Genomic DNA, 23,420 nt, shown 5'->3' on the forward strand with positions numbered 1-23,420 from the left:
ACGTTAGTTATGGATACGTTGCAGGAACGTTGCAGGCGTATTCGCGGGTCAGCTCGGCGACGCGGCGGGAGGCGACCGGGTCGTGCGGGGTCCGGGCGGCGTAGGCCTCCCAGAGCTCCAGGTCGTCGGCGCCGTGCGGGGTGCCCAGCCAGGTCTGCAGGAGCCGGCGGTCGCCGCTGGTGAGGATGGCGGCGCGGAGACGGTCGTCCAGGAGCCGCCGGAGGCGGACGATGCCGGGGGCGTCGGAGCCGGGCAGCAGGGGACCGGAGTAGTGCTGGAGGGCTTCGGCCGGCCGGCCGCGGTCGAGGAGTTCGGCGACCGTGCCGATGTCTGATCTAACGGTGTATCTGAGCCGGTAAGGCCGTGAATCGAGCAGTTCCGGGCCGAGGATGCGACGCAGCCGGGACATCTCAGCTCGGACGGTGACCGGATTGAGGTCATCGCCGTAGAGGTCGAAACCGAGCTGGTCGGCGGTGCGGCCCTCGGGGTGGGTGGTCAGGAGGATCAGCAACTCGGAGTGGCGCCGGCCGAGCTTGGTCCGGATATTTCCGGAGATGAAGACCGCCTCGTCGCGGCCGAGCGCCGCGACAGCCGGTCCGGTGTCGCGCGGCGGCTCCCGCAGGTACGCCTCGGCCGCCAGCGCCGTGGCCCGCACCAGCGCCAGGCTGTGCGGGTTGGCCAGGTGATCGCCGCCGGTCACGTCGATCGCGCCGAGCAGCCGCCCGGTCCCCGGGTCGTGGATCGGCGCCGCCGTGCACGTCCACCGCTGCACCGGCCGGCTGAAGTGCTCGGTCGCGAAGATCTGCAACGCGTGGTCGACCACCAGCGCGGTGCCGGGCGCGTTGGTGCCGGCGTGCGCCTCGTCCCACCGGGCACCCGGCACGAAGTTCATCGAGGCGGCCCCGCGCAGCGTGCCGGCGTTCCCCTCGACCCAGAGCAGCCGGCCGTGCGCGTCGCAGACCGCCAGGATGTGCTCGCCGTCCTCGGCCAGCCCGCCGAGCAGGTCCCGGAACAGCGGCATCACCCGGGCCAGCGGGTGCGCCGCGCGGTAGGCCTCCAGCTCGTCGTCACAGAGGTCGATCGGCGCGGTGCTGTCCGCCCCGATCCAGGCCGCCGACCGGGCCCAGGACTCGGCGACGACGGGTCTCATCAGGTCCGGCCGGGTCCGCTCGGCCAGGAAACGTTCGTGGGCGCGGCCGACCTGCCGGATCCGTTCGGCCGGGTCGTCGCCGGGGGTCAGGGCAAGCCAGGGATTCACCGGCAGCACCTCCAGACCCACCCATCGTGACGCGGGTCACGATAAGAGACAACAGGATCTATGGTTCTGGCCGTGCAGGACTGGCCTCGTACCGAAGAAGAAGCTCTCGCCGAGCAGGACCGGCTGCGCGCCATGGTCGTCGCCGAGCCGGGCCCGGCGTCCCCGGCGACCGTGGCCGGGCTGGACGTGGCCTACTCGGCGGACGACGACCGGCTGGGCGCGGCCGTGGTGGTGCTGGACGCGGCGGACCTCACGGTCCGCGACACCGCGGTGGTCAGAGGCAAACCCGCTTTTCCGTACGTGCCGGGCCTGTTCGCCTTCCGCGAGGTGCCGGCCCTGCTCGAGGCGCTGGAGAAGCTGACCGTGCGGCCGGAGGTGCTGATCTGCGACGGACACGGGCTGGCGCACCCGCGGCGGTTCGGGCTCGCCGCGCACCTGGGCGTGCTGACCGGCCTGCCGTCCTTCGGAGTGGGCAAGACCCGGCTGGTCGGCGAGTGGGAGCCGGTCGGCGAGGCGCGGGGGAGCCGGTCGGCGCTGGTCGACGCGGGGGAGACGGTGGGCGCGGTGCTGCGTACCCAGGCCGGGGTGAAGCCGGTGTTCGTCTCGGCCGGGCACCGGATCGACCTGGACACCGCGTGCGCGCTCACGCTGCGGCTGGCCCCGCGATACCGGCTGCCGGAGACCACCCGTGCGGCGGACCGGGTTTGTCGTGATCTTCTCAGTTAACGTCCCGGTTGCGCGGTTACAACCTGGACGCTGCCCGTGCTCCGCTACCCTCGCCCCAAACAGGGCTTTTCGGTGAGGAGTCAGCGGGTGCTGGATCTGTCCCAGATCATCAAGGCGTACGACGTCCGGGGAATCGTCCCTGATCAGTTCAGCGAGCCGGTGGCCCGGGCGATCGGCACGGCGTTCGTCGAGATGCTGCGCGAGTCCGGCGACGAACCCGACCAGATCGTGATCGCGCACGACATGCGGGAGTCCGGTCCGGGGCTGGCCGCCGCGTTCGCCCGGGGCGTCAACGCGGCCGGCTGCGCCGTGATCAACATCGGGCTGGCCTCGACCGACCAGCTCTACTACGCCTCCGGGTCGCTGCACCTGCCGGGCGCGATGTTCACCGCCAGCCACAACCCGGCGCAGTACAACGGGATCAAGCTGTGCCGGGCCGGCGCCCGGCCGGTCGGCCAGGACAGCGGCCTCGTGGTGGTCCGGGAGCGGGCCCAGGATCTGCTGCGCGACCTGAACGCGGAGGCCGACGGCGTGTCCCGGGTGGAGCAGCGGGACCTGCTCGGCGACTACGCCGCGCACCTGCGCCACCTGGTCGACCTCAGCGGCATCCGCCCGCTCAAGGTGATCGTGGACGCCGGGAACGGGATGGGCGGCTACACCGTGCCGGCCGTGCTCGGCGACCAGGTGCTCGAGCCGCTGCCGCTGACCATCGTGCCGCTCTTCTTCGAGCTGGACGGCTCGTTCCCGAACCACGAGGCCAACCCGCTCGACCCGAAGAACCTGGTGGACCTGCAGAACGCGGTACGCGAGCAGGGCGCCGACATCGGCCTGGCCTTCGACGGCGACGCCGACCGCTGCTTCGTGGTGGACGAGAACGGCGACCCGGTCTCGCCCTCCGCGATCACCGCCCTGGTCGCCGCCCGCGAGCTGGCCAAGTTCCCGGGCAGCGTGATCATCCACAACCTGATCACCTCGGCCGCGGTCCCGGAGATCATCCTGGAGAACGGCGGCAAGCCGATCCGCAGCCGGGTCGGCCACTCGTTCATCAAGGCCGAGATGGCCGACTCCAACGCGGTCTTCGGCGGCGAGCACTCGGCGCACTACTACTTCCGCGACTTCTGGTTCGCCGACACCGGCATGCTCGCCGCGATGCACGTGCTGGCCGCGCTCGGCGGGCAGGACCTGCCGCTCTCCGAGTTCGCCGCGGAGTACGAGCGGTACACCGCGTCCGGTGAGATCAACTCCACGGTGGCCGACGCCGCCGCCAAGAGCGACGAGGTCCGGGCCGCGTTCCCGGACGCCCAGGTGGACGATCTGGACGGACTGACCTTCTCGTTCGAGGACGGGTCCTGGTTCAACCTGCGGGCGTCCAACACGGAACCGCTGCTGCGCCTCAACGTCGAGGCGGCGGACCCCGCGCGGATGGCGTCGCTCAGGGACGACGTGCTCGCCATCGTTCGCGGTTAGGATCGCGGGGACACGCTTCCGCCGCGACGTCGTCGTGACGTACGCGGCGGTATCCGCCGCGCAAAGGAGTAGCTAGGTGGCGCTCGATCCGCAGTTGCTGGACATCCTGGCCTGCCCGGACACCCATCACGCGCCATTGGACTACGACGCCGGCGGCCAGACGCTGACCTGCACCGAGTGTGGCCGGATCTTCGACGTCAAGGACGACATCCCGATCCTTCTCCTGGACGAGGCCCGTTCTCCCGAGCAGGCCACTGGGGAGGAGAACTGATGGTCAACCCACTCGAGGGCTCGGCCGGCGTCAACGGGCACCGCGTCGCCGACGAGTCGCTGCTCAACGACGAGAAGTCGATGCTCGGCAACGACCCGGGCGGCATGCTCCGGGCCACCGCCTCGGCCGGCGCCCAGGTCCGGGAGACCGCGGCGCTGGCCGCCGAGGTCGACCTGAGCATGCTCGCCGACGAGGGCCGCCCGCGCGCCGTCGTGGTCGCCGGCATCGGCACCGCCGGCCTGACCGGCAACATCCTGTCCACCGTCGCCGGCCCGCGCTGCCCGGTGCCGATCATCGGGCACCGCAGCGCCGGCATCCCCGGCTGGGTCGGCGCGGCCGACGTGGTGATCGCGGTGTCCGCCTCCGGCCGCAGCCCGGAGGCGCTGGCCGCGGCCGAGGCGGCGGCCCGCCGCGGCGCCCGGCTGGTCGCCATCGGCAACCCGGACTCCGAGCTGGAGGCGATGGCCGAGCGGGCCCGCGCCCCGTTCATCGGCGTGCCGCGCCGCGCGCCGGCCCGGGCCACCCTGTGGGGCCTGGCCGTCCCGGTGCTGCTGGCCGGCCGCGCGCTGGGCCTGGTCAAGGTCACCGAGGCGGACATCGCGGAGACCGCGACCCGGCTGGACGCCGACGCCGAGCGCTGCCGCCCGGGCGCCGACTCGTTCGTCAACCCGGCCAAGGCGCTCGCCCTCGGCCTGGCCGGCTCGGTGCCGATCGTCTGGGGCTCCTCGCCGCTGGCCACCGTCGCGGCCCGGCGGTTCGCCGACACGCTCGCGGCGAACGCGCGGTACCCGGCGATGGCCGGCGCGCTGGGCGAGGCCGGCCGCGGCCGGGTGGGCCTGCTGGACGGCGTCTTCGGCGGTCTCGCCGAGGGGTCGCGGGACATCTTCGCCGACCCGGACGACGAGGACGAGGCGGTGACCCGGCTGCGTCTGGTGGTGTTCCGGGACGGCGGGCTGAACCCGGAGGACGACGCCGACGAGCCGGTCGCCGTCGAGGAGCGCCGGGCCGACGCCATCCAGACGCTCGCCGATCGACGTGGCGTACGCTGCGACGTGCTCACCGCCGAAGGCGGTTCGACGTTGGAGCGGCTCGCATCTCTGGTCGCGGTGCCCGACTTCGCGTCGTTGTACCTGGCCCTGGCCCACGGCCTGGACCCGATGGCGGTCCCGGCCATCAGCGAGATGAAGGAGCTGTCCAACCCGATGCCTGAGGGACTTTCGTGAGCGCTGAGGGCGGCACCAAAGCGATCATCGCGGCGCTCAGCGCCAACCTGGGAATCGCGGTCACCAAGTTCGGCGCCTGGTTCCTGACCGGTTCGTCGTCGATGCTGGCCGAGGCGATCCACTCGGTGGCCGACTCCGGCAACCAGTTGCTGCTGCTGATCGGCGGCAAGCAGTCGCAGAAGAAAGCCACCCCGGAACACCCCTTCGGGTACGGGCGGGAGCGCTACATCTACGCGTTCATCGTCTCCATCGTGCTGTTCAGCGTCGGTGGCCTGTTCGCGCTCTACGAGGCGTACCACAAGATCCGGCACCCGGAGCCGATCGACAGCTGGAAGTGGGTCCCGGTCGCCGTCCTGGTGGTCGCGATCGCGCTGGAGAGCTACTCGTTCTACACCGCGATCACCGAGTCGAACCGGACCCGCGGCAAGACCTCCTGGGTGGACTACGTCCGCCGGGCCAAGGCGCCGGAGCTCCCGGTCGTCCTGCTGGAGGACGCCGGCGCCCTGGTCGGTCTGGTCCTCGCCCTGTTCGGGGTCGGGCTCACCCTGATCACCGGCGACGGGGTCTGGGACGGGGTCGGCACCGCGGCGATCGGCATCCTGCTGGTGGCCATCGCGGCGATCCTGGCGGTGGAGACCAAGAGCCTGCTGATCGGCGAGGGCGCCAACCCGGAGACGGTCAAGCAGATCGAGAAGGCGGTGCTCTCCGGCGACGGCATCGAGCGGATCATCCACATGAAGACGCTGCACCTCGGTCCCGAGGAGCTGCTCGTCGCCTTGAAGATCGCGGTGCCGCGGACCGAGCGGGCCGACGAGGTGGCCCGGCACATCGACGAGACCGAGGTGCGGATCCGGGAGGCGGTGCCGATCGCCCGGGTGATCTACATCGAGCCGGACATCTACCGGGTCCGGGAGAGTTCGGAGAACGCCGTAACGTCGGCGCCACCCGCCACTGCCTGACAACTGCTAATTTGCCGGGTATGACGGTTTACCCGCTGACCGGAGTGATCCGGCCGTATGCCTGGGGATCCCGGACCGCGATCGCCGAGCTGCAAGGCCGCCCGACCCCGACCGAGGGGCCGGAAGCGGAGTTGTGGCTCGGCGCGCACCCGGGTGACCCGTCCACCGTGCCCGGCCCGGACGGGCCGGTCACCCTTCTCCAGCTGATCGACGACGACCCGGGCGGGCAGCTCGGGACGGACGTCGCGGAACGGTTCGGGGCGCGGTTGCCGTACCTGATGAAGGTGCTGGCGGCCGGCGCCCCGTTGTCGTTGCAGGCACACCCCGACCTGAAGTACGCGGCCGAGGCGTTCGCCCGGCAGGAGGCCGATCCGGCGCTGTCCAAGAACTACACGGACGCCAACCACAAGCCGGAGATGCTGGTCGCGCTGACGCCGTTCGACGCGCTCTGCGGGTTCCGGTCGCCGGCGGTGTCCGCGCTGGTCCTCACCGAACTGGGCGTCGCGCGCCTGGGGCCGGTGGTGGCCGCGCTGCACGCCGGTGACCTGTCCGAGGCGGTCCGGCTGCTGCTCAGCTGGCCGGCCGAGGACCGTCCGGCGCTGATCGACGAGGTGGTGGCGGCGGCCACGGCGGCTGAGCCGGGGCATCCGCACGAGGAGTCCTTCCGGCTGGCGATCGACCTGGCCGGGCACTATCCCGGCGATCCCGGGGTGCTGGTCGCGCTGCTGCTCAACCTGGTGCACCTGACGCCCGGCGAGGCGATCTGGATGCCGGCCGGGAACCTGCACGCGTACCTGCACGGGCTGGGCGTCGAGCTGATGGCGGCCAGCGACAACGTGCTGCGCGGCGGGCTGACGCCGAAACGGGTGGACGTGGCGGAGCTGCTCCGGGTGCTGCGCTTCGAGACCCTGGACGATCCGCTGCTGCACGGCGCCGAGGTGGCGCCCGGGGTGACGTCGTGGCGGGTGCCGGTCCGCGACTTCGAGATGTTCCGGATCGAGCTGACCGGGGACCGGCCGCCGGTGAAACTGCCCGGGCGCGGCCCGCGGATCATCCTGGGGGTGGCGGGTGACGTGCACGTGGGGGAGGAACACGGGATCCCGGTGACGCTGCCGCCCGGCACGGCGGCCTACGCCCCGGCCTCGGCGGGTCCCCTGACCGCCGCGGGCCTGGGCACGGTCTTCGTGGCGGCCGTCCCCGGCTGACCCGGCCTGTCCTTCCCGAGGCGCGGCACCCTTCCGGGTGCCGCGCCTCCGTCGTCTCCACCGGCCACAGCTCCCGTCTGCCCTCCGCGACGTCGCCGCTGCCGCTTTCGTGTCCTCGCCCTGGCCTGCGCTTCCCGGCCGCTGCCCTCCGCCCTGGTGCCCTCCGCCCCGCCCTTCGCCCGGTGCATCCCTCGGTCCGGCATCCCCGCCCCGGCGCGCTTTGCCCGGCGCCCTCCGCCCCGCCCTTCGCCCTGCGGCCTTCGCCCCTGCGGCCTTCGCCCCTCCGCCTCCGCCCGCCCTTCGCCCTCCGCCCTCCGCCCCGCCCTTCGCCCCTGCGGCCTTCGCCCCTGCGGCCTTCGCCCCTGCGGCCTTCGCCCCTGCGGCCTTCGCCCCTGCGGCCTTCGCCCCTGCGGCCTTCGCCCCTCCGCCTCCGCCCGCCCTTCGCCCTCCGCCCTCCGCCCCGCCCTTCGCCCTCCGGCCTTCGCCCCTGCGGCCTTCGCCCCTCCGCCCTCCGCCCGCCCTTCGCCCTCCGGCTTTCGCCCCTCCGCTCTCCGGCTCGGGCCTCTCCGGCTCGGGCCTCTCCGGCCCGGCCCCTCCAGCCCCCGGCCCCTCCAGCCGGGCCCCTTCGGCCCCGGCGCCCTCCGTCTCTCCGCCCGGCACCTCTCCGTCTGCCGCTCTGCCTGCCTCCGCCACCGGCGTGTCCTGCGGTCGGGCGCGCCGCGCCCGAAATTTGGCGAAATTGCTTGACATGGCATGTGCGGAGTGTGAATCTATAAACACGCAGCGTCATTGGTGATCGGGGGGTCCCACGGACGCGCGCGGTACCAAACCGGGGGGATGAACGGGGCGGCGGGTTTCGGCCTGTCGCCCCGTTCGCTATCCCCGATTCGATCCCCTTCGCGATCCATCCGAGCGCCGGCCGGTGGCGCGCTCGCTCCCCATTTCGGCGCGCCCGCTCACCGCCCGGACGCGTGCGATGTCCGACGAAGTTTGGATAGCTGACGTTTGTGCGTCTTGTTCGCTTTACGGACTCCCTGCCTGGTCCGGGCAGTTAAGGCCTCGAAGTCGGATGCCGGCCCGCTCCCTGTCGTATCGCGAGAAACCGATACGGCGTTAGCGCGCAGTAAGCGGAGTGCCTGTCCACCGTTCCCGTCGACGCCTATCCGTTCCTCCCTCATTGTCCGGAGAGATGGTTTTCGGTCACCCGGGCGAGGTTCCACTGTCGACGCGCCGGGCGCGGTTCCGGAACGCATCCGGGCGCCGCGGAATGGATGTGGGGCGGGTGCTTCCCGGATGCCGGAAATGCGGCTCCTGCGGTTCCGCCGGCCGGCGCGCTAATGGTCGTACCGAAAGCGTTTGAAGGTGGTGCGGATGGGGCGCGGCCGTGTCGCGCCGGGCGGCCGATGGTGGTCGCGGCCTCGCGGCCGCCGGAACGCCACCCAGGAGCGTCACCGAAACGCCCGACCTTCCCGTTCACCTGTACGGATGACTAGTCGCTCCGCCGGCCGACCGGCCGGCGACCCCGAACTACACCGATGGAATTCGGTCGTCATCGCGGTGTCAGGTCACTTGACAAGCCCCCTACCTGGGCGTCGTTCAGAGAAAGGTGACTGCCGTCACCGCGGAACGACGGCCGTCATCGTCGCGGAAAGACGCTGGGGAACGGTAGAGCTGGAACGGACAAGTTGCGCACTTTCCTTCCTGATCGGCCGTGCAAGTTGCAATCGGCCATTGATGCGCCGATATGGTGACTCCGTGGCGAGGCCGACATCGACAGCGCGCCGGGAACTCGGCGGCGAATTGCGCCGGCTCCGTGGCGAGCGCCGGGCGGTGGATGTGGCGACCGCGCTGGGCTGGTCGGAGTCGAAGCTGAGCCGGATCGAGACGGCGCACACGGGGATCACCGAGGCGGATCTGGACCGCCTGCTCACCCTGTACGGGGTTCGCGCCGAGGAGCGCGGCCGCCTGCGCGACCTGGCCCATCGCGGCCGGGTCCGGGCCTGGTGGACGCCGTATCGCTCGTCGATGCCGGACCCCTACGACGAATATCTGGCGCTGGAGGCGGACGCCACCCTGATCTCCCAGTGGGAGGCCCAGGTGATGCCGGGCCTGCTGCAAACCGACGAGTACGCCCGCGCGGTGATCGAGAGCGGCGCCGACATCGACGACGTGGACGTCATCCAGCGCCGCCTCGACGTGCGGATGGGCCGGGGCGAGCGGTTCTTCCGCAAGGATCCGGAGCCGCGCCTGGACGTGGTCCTGGACCAGGGTGTCCTGATGCGCGAGGTGGGCGGCCGACAGGTGCTGGTCCGGCAGTTGCAGCGGCTGCTGGAGGCCACCGCGCAGCCCGGCGTCGAGGTGCTGATCCTGCCGTTCGAGGCCGGGGCGCACGCCGGTTTGACCGAATCGTTCCTGGTGCTGGAATTCGGCGAAGGCACGCGTAACCCCGTGGTGCACTCCGAAGGGCTGACCGGCGGTCACTTCCGGGTGAAGCCGGAGGAGATCGACGTGTACCAGGAGGCCTTTGATGACCTGCGCGAACGCGCTTTGTCGAAAGAAGAGAGCCGAACGGTCATCGCTGAGTCGAGGGATCGATTGGCTCGTTGAGCGCCTGGCGTGAGTTCCAATGGAGAGGCATTTCCAGGGAGGGAGAAACCATGCAGGACGCCACGATCACTTGGCGTAAGAGCAGCCGGAGTGGCGCTGCTGGGCATTGTGTCGAGGTCGCCAACACTCCGGTATCGGTTCTGGTGCGCGACTCCAAGGACGCCACCGGGCCGATGCTCAGCTTCGGCACACGGGACTGGACCGGTTTCATCGCCGGAGTCCGAGCAGGAGAGTTCGACCGGCCCGGCGCGTAACCCGGTTCCACAATTGCGCGCCACGGGCGGTCCCGGACCGGGACCGCCCGTTTTCATGTCCTCACTCAGGGTTTCCGGGTCAGCACGGCCTTCTGGCCGGGGCGACTTTTCGCGTAGGCTGCCGGGCAAGATCGCCCCCAGGTAGCGCGGGGGACGGGAGGACAGTGCAATATTGGACCGCATGAGAGCCCGGGTACTGGTCGTCGACGACGATCCCGCGTTGGCCGAGATGCTCGGCATCGTCCTGCGCAGTGAGGGATTCCTGCCCTCGTTCGTGGCGGACGGCGAACGCGCGCTCGCCGCTTTCCGGGAGAACCGCCCGGACATCGTCCTGCTCGACCTGATGCTTCCCGGCATGAGCGGCATCGATGTGGCGCGCGCCATTCGTGCCGAGTCGGGCATCCCGATCGTCATGCTCACCGCCAAGAGCGACACCGTGGACGTGGTGCTGGGCCTGGAGTCCGGCGCCGACGACTACGTGGTCAAGCCGTTCAAGCCCAAGGAACTGGTCGCCCGGATGCGGGCCCGGCTGCGCCGGGGCGAGGACGCCGCGCCGGAGATGCTCACCATCGGGCCGCCCGGCAACCAGATCAACATCGACGTGCCGGCGCACACCGTGTCCCGGGACGGCGACGAGGTCAAGCTCACGCCGCTGGAGTTCGACCTGCTGGTGGCCCTGGCCCGCAAGCCGCGCCAGGTGTTCACCCGCGAGGTGCTGCTCGAGCAGGTCTGGGGTTACCGGCACGCGGCGGACACCCGGCTGGTGAACGTGCACGTGCAGCGGCTGCGCGCGAAGATCGAACCGGATCCGGAACGACCCGAGATCATCCTGACGGTGCGCGGTGTCGGCTACAAGGCGGGCACCGGCTAGGCCGGACCGGGGGCTAACCTTGCCCGCGAGATGCGTGCTCCGGCCTGGCTACCCCAACCCGTGCGCCGCGCCCTGCGAGTGGCGCGGCGCTACTGGCGTGTGATCTCCCTCCGCCTGGAGAAATACACCGCCCCGTTACGCCGCTCCTGGCGGCGCTCGCTGCAGGTCCGCGTGGTGACCCTGACCCTGGTGGCGACCAGCCTGCTGGTCGGCACCTTCGGCTGGTTCATCGCGGACCGCAGCGCCGACATCCTGTCGAGCCGTGCGCAGGACGAGGTCGCCGCCTCGCTGGCCCGCAAGGAGGACTGGGCCGCCCGGCAGCTCAGCGTGCATCCGCAGGCCTATGACGCGGGTCTGCCCGCCACCATCGCCGACACGGTCAACTCGCTCTACGACGGTGAGCAGGCCGGCGACGCCGGCACGGTGGTGTCGCTGCGCGCCGAGAACTATCCGGCGCTGCGCCCGCAGACCGTGCCGCCCTCGGCCGACACCAGTCGCCTGATCACCCCGGAGCTGGTCCACGCGGTCGCCGGCAACGCCAAGGTGGCCTGGCAGATCCGGACCGCCGAGGTGGACGGGCACCTGACGAAATTCCTGGTCTACGGATCGCCGGTGCGCGCCCCGTTCGGCCACCTCGAGCTCTACTACATGGTGCCGCTGACCACCGAGAACGCCGCGGCCAACCAGATCCGGACGATGGTGCTGGTCACCGGCCTGGCCCTGGTGATCCTGCTGAGTGTGGTGGCCGGCCTGGTCACCCGGCTGGTGGTCAACCCGGTCCGGGTGGCCGCGCGTACCGCGCAGCGGCTCTCGGCCGGCCTGCTCGACCAGCGGATGAAGGTGGCGGGCGAGGACGACCTGGCCATGCTCGCCGCCGCGTTCAACCAGATGGCGGCGAACCTGCAGCGGCAGATCGTCCGGCTGGAGGAGATGTCCCGGCTGCAACGGCGGTTCACCTCGGACGTGTCGCACGAGCTGCGGACCCCGCTCACCACGGTCCGGATGGCCGCCGACCTGATCTTCTCGGAGCGGGACGGCTTCGACCCGGCCGTGGCGCGCAGCGCCGAGCTGCTCCAGGCCGAGCTGGACCGCTTCGAGGGGCTGCTCACCGACCTGCTGGAGATCAGCCGGTTCGACGCCGGGTTCGCCGCGCTGGACGCCGAGCACACCGACCTGGTCCCGATCGTGCAGCGGGTCGTCGAACGCCTCACCGGGCTGGCCGAGCGGGTCGGCGTCGAGCTGGAGCTGCGCCTGCCGGACACCCCGGTGATCGCCGAGGTGGACCCGCGCCGGGTCGAGCGGGTGCTGCGCAACCTGGTCGGCAACGCGGTCGAGCACGGCGAGGCGCGGCCGGTGCAGATCACCATGGCCACCGACGACGCCGCGGTGGCGATCACCGTGCGCGACCACGGCATCGGCCTCAAACCCGGCGAGGAGCGCCTGGTCTTCAACCGGTTCTGGCGCGCCGACCCGTCCCGCGCCCGGCAGACCGGCGGCACCGGCCTCGGCCTGTCGATCAGTGCGGAGGACGCCCGGCTGCACGGCGGCTGGCTGGAGGCCTGGGGCGCGCCCGGCGAGGGCTCCCAGTTCCGGCTGACCCTGCCGGTGCGGGCCGGTGACCGGCTGGTCGCCGCCCCGCTGCCGCTGATCCCCCGGGACCGGACGGCGGAGGTGAGCTGACGTGCGTACCCGGATTCCCGGCCCGATCGCCCTGCCGGCCGTCGTCGCGCTGGTGGCGTTGCTGAGCGGCGCCTGCGGCATCCCGGACAACAGCGGGGTGAAAGAGGTCGGTCCCGGCCCGTCGACCGGCATCACCTCGGGTGGCGACGGCGACGTCGTCCCGGTGGCCCGGCAGGACGCCGAGGAGGAGCGCAAGTTCGCGGCGAACTACTTCAAGGCGGCGGCCGGTGACCTGGCCACCGCGGCCGATCGGTTGAAAGGGTTCATGACCCCGAGCGCGGCCGTGCGCTTCAAGCCGTCCGGCAGCGGGCTCCAGGTGGTCCGGCTGATCGGCGAGCCGCTCACCAACCCGGGGCACGACGTGGTGGACGTGTCCTACGAGGCGGTCGGCACGCTGGACGAGTTCGGCCGGCTGGAGCCGGCCCGGGAGTCCCGTCGCGGCACCTACCAGATCAAGGTGGGCCGGCTCGCCGACCAGGACGGCCTGTTCGTCACCGAGGCGCCGCCGATCCTGCCGCTCGACGTCACCATGTTGCAGAGCTCGTACGTGCAGCACGCCCTCTACTACTGGAACACCGAGTACACCGGCCTGGTGCCGGACATCCGCTACCTGCCGAAAGCGGTGCCGGCCGAGCAGCGGCCCACCACCGTGCTGAACTGGCTGCTGAACGGTCCGTCCAGCTGGCTGTCGGTGGCCAACCTGGCCAAGGGCACCGCGCTGAAAGGCAACGTCCCGACGATCGACGACAACAAGGTGCAGATCGCCCTGAGCACCCAGGCGGTCTCCGCCGACAACGCCGAGCAGGCGGTGGAGCGGTTGCGGATGCAGCTGCAATGGACGCTGCGGCCGCTGCTGCCGAGCGGCACCGAGCTGGACCTGAAGATCGAGCATCAGGACGTCCGGACCTTCACCGGTGACGACTACCTGGCCAGCAACCCGGCCGCGCAGCTGGTCGACGAGCCGGAGCGCTTCGTGGTCTACGCCGGCAAGATCCGCCGGATCTCCGGGCAGCCCTGGTCGGTGAACCCGGTGCCGGTGCTCAAGCAGGAGGAGAACAAGGACGTCCGGTCCGCCGCGATCAGCGCCACGCCGAAACGCACCTTCGCGGCGGTGGTGGTCAAGAGCGGCAAGGGCGAGGCGCTGCGGGTGGCCTCCGCCGTGCCCGGCGCCCAGGCCCCGCTGCAACCGATCAGCGGCCTGGCCGGAACGCTCCGCGAGCCGGTCTGGGCGGTCACCGGGGACGGCTCGGCCGACGGCGCGCCGGACGGCGCCCTCGGCCTGATCATCGCGAACGACAAGCTGTACGCCTTCCCGGCCGGGAAGGGCGCCGCGCGGCAGATCCCGTGGACCGGTCCGGGTACCCGGATCACCTCGGTGGCGGTGTCGCCGGACGGCCGCCGGGTGGCCCTGGTGGTGGACGGCAAGCTGTACCGCGCCTCGCTCAGCCCCGGCGGGGAGGCCCCGTCGATGGGCACGCCGCAGCAGCTGCGGCCCGCCTCGCTGGACACGGTGAGCGCGGTCGACTTCAGCAGCGAGGGCTGGCTGACCGTGGCCGGCGTACGCGACAACCAGCGGGTCACCATCGAGGACGTGTCGATCGACGGCGCCCTGGAGGGCGAGCGGCTGCGCGACCTGGGCAGCACCGCGGTCGACTCGCTGAGCGTCTATCCGGCCGGCCCGCTGGAGTCCGACCGGTTCAACGGGCGGGCGTTCTCCCGGTCGGTCTGCTACACCTCGGACGGCAAGGCCTGGGAGGCGCTCTCCCAGCCCGCCCTGATCGACGCCGCCAAGGTGGCCGGGCCGCCGGTCAACCAGCCCGCCGGGACCGTGCCGCTGGCGCCGTTCTACCTGGAATGATCGGGCTGCTCGGCGAGCTCGCCGACCTGGTCCTGCCGGGGGCCTGCGCGGGCTGTGGCGCGGACCGGGAGCGGCTGCGGCACGGGGTCTGCCCGGCCTGCGTGGCCGAGCTGGAGGGGCTGCGGCCGTACTGGTCGGCGCCGCGGCCACGACCGGCCGGATTTCCCGCCTGCGCCACCGTCGGGCCGTATGCGGGGGCGTTGCGCGGGGCGCTGCTGGCGTACAAGGAGAAGGGCTCTCATCGGCTCGCCGGGCCGCTCGGCGCCCTGCTGGCCGGCGCGGTCGCGATGGTGGCGCCGCGCGACCGCCCGGTGCTGATCGTCCCGGTCCCGTCCACCCGGGCGGCCCGCCGGGAGCGGTACGGCGACCACATGTCCCGGCTCACCGCGCACGCCGTCCGGCGGCTGTGCGCGGCCGGCTGGGCGGCCTCGGCGGCCCAGCCGCTACGGGCTCTGCCCAGGCCTGACTCCACGTCACTGGACGCTGCCGGGCGGTTGACGGAGGCTGTCAATTCGCTGCGAATCATTCCCGCACGTATCGGCGTTCTGCGGCGCGGCGGCGCGATGCGAGGCACGCTGGTGGTAGCGGACGACATCGTCACCACCGGGGCCACGGTGGCCGCCGCGGTACGTCGTCTGGAGGAGGCGGACATGCAGGTCACGGGCGCCGCAGTGCTGGCAGCGACAGAACTCCGCCGAAGCCGTCTGGGAATTTGACTGTAGTCACGCTTTCGGATGCCGATAGGGCCGAATGTCAGCCGTTGGTTATCCCAAACGAGGGGTGACGAGCGAGGATCGGCAGGTTAGCGTCTAGGTGACGAGGGTAGGGTTCCTCAACTCGCCCGCTGGATCCCTCGGTCGACCGGGCGCGTTTGCACTCCGCACCGGAAAGGAGTCGTCTCACTCACGTTTGCCGCGTCGCCTCTCCTTCTCTTCCAGGCGAGCGGCGTCCTTCTCAGGCAACACGATGCGCCGGACACCGGCGCCCCACGATCATCACGTTGGGGGAGGTCACGAGTGGACATTGTCGTCAAGGGCCGCAACGTAGAGGTTCCCGACCACTATCGAGAGCATGTCGCCGACAAGCTGAGCAAGGTCGAACGATACGACCAGAAGCTGATGCGGGTCGACGTGGAGCTGTTCCACGAACGCAACCCGCGCCAGTCCGACACCTGCCAGCGGGTCGAGATCACCGTCATGACCAAGGGACCGGTGGTCCGCGCCGAGGCTCAGGCACAGGATTTCTACGCAGCTCTGGACTGCGCCATCAACAAACTGGACGCCCGATTGCGCCGCTCTGCCGACCGGCGCCGCGTCCACCGCGGACGGCACGCGCCGGTCTCGGTCGCCGCCGCCACCGCGAACCTTCCCACCGACCTGACCAGGGGTGGCACCGCCACGCTGACCGCCGAGCCAGAGGTCGACGACCTCACCGAGCACGACGAGAACCAGCCATGGCGCATCGTTCGCGAGAAAGAGCACTCCGGCGAGCCGATGACCGTCGATGACGCGCTCTTCCAGATGGAACTCGTCGGACACGACTTCTATCTGTTCCAGGACAAGGAGAGCGGCCGGCCAAGCGTCGTCTATCGCCGTCGAGGCTACGACTACGGGATTCTCAGCCTGGCTGTGTGAGTTCCCCGCCGGAGGCCTGTCGCAGCAGGTCTTCGGCGAACAACACGAACTGGACGTCGTCGTAACGGGTGCCGGCCACACCGGGCAGCCGGGAGCGCAGGTACGCCTCCCGCCGGAACCCGGCTTTCTCCAGCACCCGTTGCGATCCCACGTTGTCCGGAAGCGTGCCCGCGATCAGCCGGGCGATCCCGGTCTCCGCGAACACCCACAGCGCCAGCAGTTTGGCGGCCCGGGTGGCCAGGCCGCGCCCGCGGTACGCGGGCAGCATGCTGTACCCGATCATCGCCTGCGCGGTGCGCGGCTCCTGGTAGTACAACGAGATCTGGCCGGCCGCGGCGCCGCTCGCGACGTCCACCACGACCAGGTCGGCCCGGTGGCCGGCCAGCCACTGCGCGGCCGCCCAGAAACACCGCCGGTGCACCTCCTCCGGGCTCGGCGGCACCGGCGGCACGCTGGTCGCCACCACGTCCGGCTCGCCGTGCAGCGCGGCGTAAAAGCCCCGATCGTCCTCGCCGAGCGGGCGCAGCGTCACCACCCCGTCGGTCAGCTCGCCGCCCGGCAGGTCGGGCAGCAGCCGCTCGACCGGCTCGCCGGAGTCGCCGGCCAGCCGGGCGTAGACCACCACGTCGTCGAACCCGCCCGCCGGGTTCGGCAAAGCGCCGCGCCGCTCGCCCTCGCGCAGGTAACCGGCGGCCAGCGCGACCCGCTGGGCCACCGGATTGTCCTGGTGGATCAGCAACTCCAGGCGCTGTAACCGGGGCATCCCGGGCATCCCGGCGAAAACCTGCTCACTCAGGGCGCGCAGCGCGGCGGTCGCGACGCCCCGCCGCCGGGCCGGCGGCCCGACCCAGAACCGGGCCTGCGCCGTGCCGAGATCGGGCAGCAGATGGTCCAGCTCCACGGCGCCGACCGGACCGCGGGCGCCTCCGGCGCTTATCGCGTACGCAAAACCGCTGCTCTCGGTCGTGCCGCGCGGCAGGAACCGGCGGCCGAGCCGATCGTCGCGTGCCGCGGCGAGCGCGGCCTCGTCGTGCGGGCCGGCCGCGCGCAGGTGTACCCCGTTGTCCTGATCCACCGGGCCATCCTTCCGCAGACGCGCCCGGGCGCGAAACACGTTTCAACGCCCTGCCGACTGCGCTGTCAGCGAACTTCCTGCCCCGTTCAGTCCCTTTTGTGAGTTTGGCGGGAGGCTCGGGTCACAGGCTTCCGGAGAAGGTGCCTACGATGGCTGGGCAGACTGTCTAGGGGAGCGCTGACCCGTGTCGATATTGGAAAAGATCCTCCGTGCCGGCGAAGGCCGCATGGTGCGCCGGCTCAAGTCGATCGCGGACGCGGTCAACTCGATCGAGGATGACTACGTCGACCTCACCGACGACGAGTTGCGCGAGTGCACGGAGCAGTTCAAGGAGCGGTATGCCGACGGCGAGTCGCTCGACTCGCTGCTGCCGGAGGCGTTCGCCGTGGCTCGTGAGGGCGCCAAGCGCGTCCTCGGCCAGCGGGCGTATGACGTTCAGCTGATGGGCGGCGCCGCGCTGCACTTCGGCAACATCCCGGAGATGAAGACCGGTGAGGGCAAGACCCTGACCGGCGTGTTCCCGGCGTACCTCAACGCGTTGAGCGGCGACGGCGTGCACATCATCACGGTCAACGACTACCTCGCCCAGCGTGACGCCGAGTGGGTCGGGCGGGTGCACGTCTTCCTCGGCCTCACCGTCGGCGTCATCCTGCCGAACCGGCCGGCCGCCGAGCACCGCGCCGCCTACCAGTGCGACATCACCTACGGGACGAACAACGAGTTCGGCTTCGACTACCTGCGCGACAACATGGCTTGGTCGAAGGACGAGCTGGTGCAGCGGGGCCACAACTTCGCGATCGTCGACGAGGTGGACTCGATCCTGATCGACGAGGCCCGGACCCCGCTGATCATCTCCGGCCCGGCCGAGCACTCGGCCCGGTGGTACGGCGAGTTCGCCGCCATCGTCAAGCGGCTGGAGAAGGGCAAGGACGGCGCCGGCGACTACGAGGTCGACGAGGCCAAGCGCACGGTGGCGATCACCGAGCGCGGCGTCGCCAAGGTCGAGGACCGGATCGGCATCGACAACCTGTACGAGTCGGTGAACACCCCGCTCGTCGGTTACCTGAACAACGCGATCAAGGCCAAGGAGCTCTACAAGCGCGACAAGGACTACATCGTCAGCCCCGAGGGCGAGGTCCTGATCGTCGACGAGTTCACCGGCCGCATCCTGCACGGCCGCCGCTACAACGAGGGCATGCACCAGGCCATCGAGGCGAAAGAGGGGGTGGAGGTCAAGCAGGAGAACCAGACCCTGGCGACCGTCACCCTGCAGAACTACTTCCGCCTCTACAAGAAGCTGGGCGGCATGACCGGTACGGCGCAGACCGAGGCCGGCGAGTTCAACAGCGTCTACAAGGTCGGCGTGGTGACCATCCCGACGCACCGCCCGATGATCCGGATCGACCACCCGGACGTCATCTACAAGACCGAGAAGGCCAAGTTCAACGCGGTCATCGAGGACATCGCCGAGCGGCACGCCACCGGCCAGCCGGTCCTGGTCGGCACGGTCTCGGTGGAGAACTCGGAGATCCTCTCCACCCTGCTGCGCCGCCGCGGCATCCCGCACAGCGTGCTGAACGCGAAGTTCCACGCGCAGGAGGCCACGATCATCGCCCAGGCCGGGCGCAAGGGCGCGGTCACGGTCGCCACCAACATGGCCGGCCGCGGCACCGACATCCTGCTCGGCGGCAACCCGGACTTCCTCGCCGCCCAGGAGCTGGCCCAGCGCGGCCTCGACCCGGCGGAGAACCCGGAGGAGTACGCGAAGGCCCTCGAGGAGGTGCTCCCGCAGGTCAAGGAGGCCTGCGACGTGGAGCAGGCCGAGGTGCAGGCCGCCGGTGGTCTCTACGTGCTGGGTACCGAGCGGCACGACTCCCGCCGGATCGACAACCAGCTCCGCGGCCGCTCCGGCCGGCAGGGTGACCCGGGCGAGTCCCGGTTCTACCTGTCGCTCCAGGACGACCTGATGAAGCGGTTCCGGGCCGGCGCGGTCGAGGCCGTCATGGAGCGGTTCAACATCCCCGAGGACGTGCCGATCGAGTCCAAGATGGTGACCCGGCAGATCCGCAGCGCGCAGACCCAGATCGAGGCGCAGAACGCCGAGATCCGGAAGAACGTGCTGAAGTACGACGAGGTGATGAACAAGCAGCGGCAGGTCATCTACGCCGAGCGCAAGCGGGTGCTCGACGGCGAGGACATGCACGACCAGATCACCAGCATGATCGACGACGTGATCACCGACGTCGTCACGGTCGCCACCTCGGAGGGCTACGCCGAGGACTGGGACCTGGAGCAGCTCTGGACGAACCTGAAGCGGCTCTTCCCGGTCACCCTCACCATCGAGGACCTGATCGAGGAGTCCGGCGGCGAGCGCAACGCGATCGACCAGGAGTTCCTGATCGAGCAGCTCCGGCAGGACGCGCAGGCCGCCTACGCGGCCCGCGAGGAGGAGCTGGGCTCCGAGGCCGTCCGGGAGCTGGAGCGGCAGGTGCTGCTCGCGGTGATCGACCGCAAGTGGCGTGAACACCTCTACGAGATGGACTATCTCCAGGAGGGCATCAGCCTGCGGGCCTACGCGCAGCGCGACCCGGTCGTGGAGTACCAGCGCGAGGGCTTCGACATGTTCAACCAGATGATGGAGGGCATCAAGGAGGAGGCCGTCGGCTTCGTCTTCAACCTGGAGGTCCAGGTCGAGGAGCAGCCCACCATCACGGTCGACCCGTCCCAGGCCTTCGAGCTGCCCACGGTCGGCGAGGTGCCGGACGACGCGCCGGTCGAGGAGTCGCACGAGCACGTCGAGGTGCGGGCCAAGGGGCTCGGCGGCGGCAACCGTCCGCAGAACCTCCAGTACACCGCGCCGGCCATCGACGGCGAGGCGGGTGCCGGCACCCCGGTGATCCAGCAGCAGCCGTCCGCTTTCGGCCCGGGCAACTCGCCGGTCCCGGCCAGCCCGGCGCACACCCGCGCCGGCCGGCACGCGGCCCCGCAGTCCTCCGAGTCGAACGGCCCGTCGCGGAACGCGCCGTGCTACTGCGGCTCGGGCAAGAAGTACAAGCGGTGCCACGGCGCTCCCGGCGGAGCCGCCTGATCCCGCAGCAGTCCGGAAACCGCCCGGCGCGGACCTGAACCATCAGGTCGGCGCCGGGCGGCGCTGTTTGCGCCGCGGTCGTGCGGGCTTTCCGGCGTTGTGGAACCCAGAACGGCCACCGCCTCCACTGCTCAGTGACCGCCCCGGGTGCGTGCCCTGCTGTCCTGTGCGGGAGCGGACCCGCGCCGTCTTCGCTCAGTGACCGCCCGGGTGGGTGCCCTGCTGTCCTGTGCGCGAGCGGACCCGCGCCGCCTTCGCTTCGTGTCGGCCCGGGTTGCGTCCGTCGCTTCGTGCCGGCCCGGAGCTCGTCGCTTCGTGCCGGCCCGAGCCCGCGTCGCTCCGGCCTGATCCGGGCCGTGTTGTTCCGGCCCTGGCTCGGGCCGCGTCGCTCTCTTGCCGGCCCGGGCCGCCGCGTCGCTTCCTTGCCGGCCCGGGCCGCCGCGTCGCTTCCTTGCCGGCCCGGGCCGCCGCGTCGCTTCCTTGCCGGCCCGGGCCGCCGCGTCGCTTCCTTGCCGGCCCGGGCCGCCGCGTCGCTCCTGCCCCGGCCGGGGGACCGGTCCGGCCTCAGACGAGGCGGAGAGTGGTGGCGCACCAGTTGTCGTCGTGCAACTCCAGGCGCAACGCCATGGCCCACGTCCGCTCCCCGGTGACCAGCGCGATCGCCGCCTCGACCGCCCCGTGCCGTGGCTCGCAGAGATTGACCCTGAGCACCGCGACCGGCGACGGCCGCTGCCCACGCCGATCGCCGGGCCGCCGGGCGCGCCGCAACTGAGCGACCCGCCGGGCCCCGGCAACACCCTGAGCCACCACGTCGGCCGCGTCGGCCGGCAGCGACAGCCGGCGCAGGTGGGCCGCCGGCCGGTAACCGTTCAGCACCTCGACGCACAGGTGCACGAACCGCTTCACCGCCAGCCGCGCGTCCCCGGACGGCCCGGTCACCACGGGCGCCGCCGTGGCCGCCGGGGCGGCCGGCTCCTGCGACCCACCGTCGGCTGGAGGCGGCTCGGGCAGCGGTGGGCCGGCCGAGGATCGCCGGACCGGGCGGGGCCACTCCAGGGCCAGTTGCTGGGTGGACGACCACGTCGGGGGCGTCACCTCGTCGTCGAACGGGGGGTCGTACCGAAGAACCGGGCGCAGGCGAACCGTCGGCCGCGACCCGGCGGGCGCAACCTGAACCACCGATCGCATCTCCACCGCCAATCCTTGCGTTTGGCCTCGTTTGCTTTCGACTGCCTCAGTCTTCTCCCGTCCGGGACGAGGGGTCAACCGGGCCGAAGGCATCCGGAAAAACCTGCAAAAGGAGCGATCCGCTCACTCCGGCTCGCGCTCGGTGAGCGGGTTCTCCCGCACCCAGGCGGCGGTCTCCGCATACTTCCCCTGGATGTATTCCTCCAGCTTGGCCCGCTCGACCCGCCACTGGCCGCGGCCACCGATCTTGATCGCCGGCAGCTCGCCGCTGCGCACCATGTGATAGACCTGCGAGTCCGAGACGTTCAGCTCGGCCGCCACGTCGGACAGCAACAGGAACCGGGCCTCCACCGTGCCCTCCCACCCTCGATCGTTCCGGCAGCTTGAGTTTGCCACCGTTTGCCGCCGGAGGCCGGTCCGGACTCCCGGGTGTCCACGATCCGGAGACGCCTGGTGGAATGAGCCTCGCCCGGCCCGCGGCGGCGGTGTACTGACCGGGATGGCGAAGCTGGAGGAGAACGTGCCGATCACCGAGCTGGTCCGGGTCTACGTGCCGGCCACCCTGCCGATGCTGGCGGTCCTGCGGGCGGAGGGCCGGCTCGGCGAGGGGGCCGTCGAGGCGCACGCCGTGACGCCCGCGTTGCGCGAGTGGTACGCCGAGGGCGACGAGGAGGAGCTGGAGTACGTGGCCTTCACCCGGGCCGCCCAGGGCGCCCTCCAACTGCTCCGGCACGACGGCGCCGCGCCCCGGCGCCGGGTGGTGGTCTCCGCCGACCTGCCGGCGTCCGGGCTGGTCCGGGAGGACGTCGAGCTGGGGTCGAGCACGGTGCGGCTGCCCGAGCCGGTGCGGATGGAGCAGGTGGCGAGCATCCATGTGGACGGCGCCGAGGCGGTGGAGGCGGTCGCGGCGGCCGCCGAGGTGGTCGAGGAGGCGCTGGCCGGCGACCCGGACGCGCAGTTCACCGTCGACGGCGCCGAGGACCACGAGCTGGAGTGGTACGCCGTCTCCGAGCTGGACGAGCTGCTCTAGGGCGTGACCGGGACGTCCTCGTCCTCGTCCTCGTCGGGCGCGGGCGAGAGGGTCCGGCCGAACGCGACCATCGCGGTGAACGCCCCGAGGAAGAGCACGATCAGCGCGCTGTTGAGCCGGTTGGCGCTGAGGATCTGCTGCACCGACCGCTCCAGCTCGCTGACCTTGCCGGCCAGGTTCAGCACCTGCGCGCCGGCGGTCCGGGTCAGCACCTCGGCGATCACCGAGAGCACGCCCGCGCCGGCGCCCGCGATCAGGTAGAACGGCCAGCGCAGGTCGGCGCCGGTCCGGCGGCGGGCGCGGCGCAGGACGGCGAACGCGATCAGGCCGGCGGCCAGGCCGCTCAGCGCGGACTGGGCGTACGAAAAGTATTGATTGGCGTTTGCCGCAGCCTCGGTCGAATCGTTTCCCAGCAGGTTGAGCAGCTGGTTCTGGATCTGCTTGGTGTTGAGCACCGAGCCGATCAGGAAGACGCCGAGCGTCGCCCAGCCGGCGGCGGCGATCACCGGGGGGATCCGGAAACCGGCCAGCGCGCCGCCGAGGGTGGCGGCCGCGGCGAGCGTGCCGCCGACCGCGGCGTAGATGGTGCCCTCCGTGTTGATCGTGACGATCGGCAGCGCGCAGAGCACCCCGACGAGCAGGCCGCTGCCGGTGCCGACGGCGAACCGCGTGGTGGCGCCGAGCGTGCGGCGGCCGCTGACCAGCGTGAGCACCAGCAGGGCGACGGCGGCGCCGGCGACGATCGCCGCGGCGACGACGCCGGGCAGCGCGTAGGCCGTCGAGGTGACCTCCATCTCGGCGGACGCCCAACCAGTGATCTTGACGCGTGCGGACAGCAGCATCCCGGCTGTCCAGACGAGCGCGGCAACCGCCAGCAGGGTCGCGGTGAGCCGCGAGACCTCGCGGGTCTCCGGTGCGGACTGGCGCTCGGGGTCGGTCATGGGGGTCAGGGTAACCGGCGAACCTGCGCGGACCGGACCGGCCGTCCGTCCCGGTGCGAGGATGGACGGACAGGCGCCCGGCGAC

At 71.4% G+C, this 23,420-nt stretch carries 19 protein-coding genes and 2 pseudogenes; 16 read left to right on the top strand and 5 right to left on the bottom strand.

Features of this window, described 5'->3' with window-relative positions:
- Window positions 1-7: 7 nt before the first annotated feature.
- A complete protein-coding gene (locus tag Aiant_RS25925; protein WP_425322619.1) occupies window positions 8-1,258 on the bottom strand; it encodes a GAF domain-containing protein in 1,251 nt (416 codons plus the stop codon).
- A 60-nt stretch (window positions 1,259-1,318) separates the two neighbouring features.
- Between Aiant_RS25925 and nfi the strand changes: the two genes are divergently transcribed.
- The 13 genes from nfi to hpf all read left to right on the top strand — a co-directional run bounded on the left by nfi (window position 1,319) and on the right by hpf (window position 16,013).
- Window positions 1,319-1,984 carry a deoxyribonuclease V gene (gene nfi / locus Aiant_RS25930; protein ID WP_189329435.1) on the top strand — a complete coding sequence of 222 codons (666 nt, stop codon included), beginning with the start codon at window positions 1,319-1,321 and terminating at the stop codon, window positions 1,982-1,984.
- Between the two features lie 87 nt (window positions 1,985-2,071).
- A complete protein-coding gene (locus Aiant_RS25935) occupies window positions 2,072-3,451 on the top strand; it encodes a phosphomannomutase/phosphoglucomutase (protein ID WP_189329436.1) in 1,380 nt (459 codons plus the stop codon).
- Between the two features lie 76 nt (window positions 3,452-3,527).
- The gene (locus Aiant_RS25940; RefSeq protein WP_189329437.1) at window positions 3,528-3,722 is read left to right on the top strand and encodes a Trm112 family protein; all 195 of its coding nucleotides are present in this window, start codon (window positions 3,528-3,530) and stop codon (window positions 3,720-3,722) included.
- A complete protein-coding gene (locus Aiant_RS25945; protein WP_189329438.1) occupies window positions 3,722-4,945 on the top strand; it encodes an SIS domain-containing protein in 1,224 nt (407 codons plus the stop codon). The genes Aiant_RS25940 and Aiant_RS25945 overlap by 1 nt, the downstream gene beginning before the upstream one ends.
- Window positions 4,942-5,904, top strand: a complete 963-nt coding sequence (locus Aiant_RS25950) for a cation diffusion facilitator family transporter (RefSeq protein WP_189329439.1) — start codon at window positions 4,942-4,944, stop codon at window positions 5,902-5,904. Before Aiant_RS25945 ends, Aiant_RS25950 begins: the two co-directional genes overlap by 4 nt.
- Before the next feature lie 20 nt (window positions 5,905-5,924).
- Complete coding sequence (gene manA / locus Aiant_RS25955; protein ID WP_189329440.1) at window positions 5,925-7,109, top strand: mannose-6-phosphate isomerase, class I; 1,185 nt, start codon at window positions 5,925-5,927, stop codon at window positions 7,107-7,109.
- A gap of 1,755 nt (window positions 7,110-8,864) precedes the next feature.
- The gene (locus Aiant_RS25960) at window positions 8,865-9,716 is read left to right on the top strand and encodes a helix-turn-helix domain-containing protein (RefSeq protein WP_189329441.1); all 852 of its coding nucleotides are present in this window, start codon (window positions 8,865-8,867) and stop codon (window positions 9,714-9,716) included.
- A 50-nt stretch (window positions 9,717-9,766) separates the two neighbouring features.
- A complete protein-coding gene (locus tag Aiant_RS25965; RefSeq protein WP_189329442.1) occupies window positions 9,767-9,970 on the top strand; it encodes a DUF397 domain-containing protein in 204 nt (67 codons plus the stop codon).
- Between the two features lie 181 nt (window positions 9,971-10,151).
- Window positions 10,152-10,841 carry an MtrAB system response regulator MtrA gene (gene mtrA / locus Aiant_RS25970; protein WP_189329443.1) on the top strand — a complete coding sequence of 230 codons (690 nt, stop codon included), beginning with the start codon at window positions 10,152-10,154 and terminating at the stop codon, window positions 10,839-10,841.
- 30 nt (window positions 10,842-10,871) lie between these two features.
- The gene (mtrB, locus tag Aiant_RS25975; RefSeq protein ID WP_189329444.1) at window positions 10,872-12,521 is read left to right on the top strand and encodes an MtrAB system histidine kinase MtrB; all 1,650 of its coding nucleotides are present in this window, start codon (window positions 10,872-10,874) and stop codon (window positions 12,519-12,521) included.
- Between the two features lies 1 nt (window position 12,522).
- The gene (locus Aiant_RS25980) at window positions 12,523-14,379 is read left to right on the top strand and encodes an LpqB family beta-propeller domain-containing protein (RefSeq protein ID WP_189329445.1); all 1,857 of its coding nucleotides are present in this window, start codon (window positions 12,523-12,525) and stop codon (window positions 14,377-14,379) included.
- Window positions 14,376-15,095, top strand: coding sequence for a ComF family protein (locus Aiant_RS25985; protein WP_189329446.1), 720 nt, complete (start codon window positions 14,376-14,378; stop codon window positions 15,093-15,095). Before Aiant_RS25980 ends, Aiant_RS25985 begins: the two co-directional genes overlap by 4 nt.
- 300 nt (window positions 15,096-15,395) lie before the next feature.
- Window positions 15,396-16,013 (top strand): ribosome hibernation-promoting factor, HPF/YfiA family, encoded by a 618-nt coding sequence (gene hpf, locus Aiant_RS25990; protein WP_189329447.1) that lies wholly within the window; start codon window positions 15,396-15,398, stop codon window positions 16,011-16,013.
- On the opposite strand, the gene Aiant_RS25995 is transcribed toward hpf, so the two are convergent.
- Window positions 15,997-17,088: a GNAT family N-acetyltransferase gene (locus Aiant_RS25995; protein WP_189329448.1), complete on the bottom strand. Its 1,092-nt coding sequence runs from the start codon at window positions 17,086-17,088 to the stop codon at window positions 15,997-15,999. The genes hpf and Aiant_RS25995 overlap by 17 nt on opposite strands.
- 184 nt (window positions 17,089-17,272) lie before the next feature.
- Between Aiant_RS25995 and secA the strand changes: the two are divergent.
- Together secA and Aiant_RS47035 are read left to right on the top strand one after the other, a co-directional pair.
- Window positions 17,273-19,793 (top strand): annotated as a pseudogene (secA, locus tag Aiant_RS26000) (preprotein translocase subunit SecA); the annotation flags it as partial.
- A gap of 89 nt (window positions 19,794-19,882) precedes the next feature.
- Window positions 19,883-20,176 (top strand): annotated as a pseudogene (locus Aiant_RS47035) (SEC-C metal-binding domain-containing protein); the annotation flags it as partial.
- A 564-nt stretch (window positions 20,177-20,740) separates the two neighbouring features.
- Here Aiant_RS47035 and Aiant_RS26005 read toward each other — a convergent pair.
- Window positions 20,741-21,355 (bottom strand): Rv3235 family protein, encoded by a 615-nt coding sequence (locus Aiant_RS26005; RefSeq protein ID WP_229829893.1) that lies wholly within the window; start codon window positions 21,353-21,355, stop codon window positions 20,741-20,743.
- Between the two features lie 132 nt (window positions 21,356-21,487).
- On the bottom strand, window positions 21,488-21,715 hold the full coding sequence (locus Aiant_RS26010) for a helix-turn-helix transcriptional regulator (protein ID WP_189329450.1): 228 nt from the start codon (window positions 21,713-21,715) through the stop codon (window positions 21,488-21,490).
- Window positions 21,716-21,863: 148 nt separating this feature from the next.
- Here Aiant_RS26010 and Aiant_RS26015 point away from each other — a divergent pair, with 148 nt between their 5' ends.
- Window positions 21,864-22,394 (top strand): DUF6912 family protein, encoded by a 531-nt coding sequence (locus tag Aiant_RS26015; protein WP_189329451.1) that lies wholly within the window; start codon window positions 21,864-21,866, stop codon window positions 22,392-22,394.
- On the opposite strand, the gene Aiant_RS26020 is transcribed toward Aiant_RS26015, so the two are convergent.
- Window positions 22,391-23,335, bottom strand: a complete 945-nt coding sequence (locus tag Aiant_RS26020) for a hypothetical protein (protein WP_189329452.1) — start codon at window positions 23,333-23,335, stop codon at window positions 22,391-22,393. The genes Aiant_RS26015 and Aiant_RS26020 overlap by 4 nt on opposite strands.
- Between the last annotated feature and the right edge of the window lie 85 nt (window positions 23,336-23,420).

It is taken from the genome of Actinoplanes ianthinogenes, from assembly GCF_018324205.1.
Lineage (GTDB): Bacteria > Actinomycetota > Actinomycetes > Mycobacteriales > Micromonosporaceae > Actinoplanes > Actinoplanes ianthinogenes.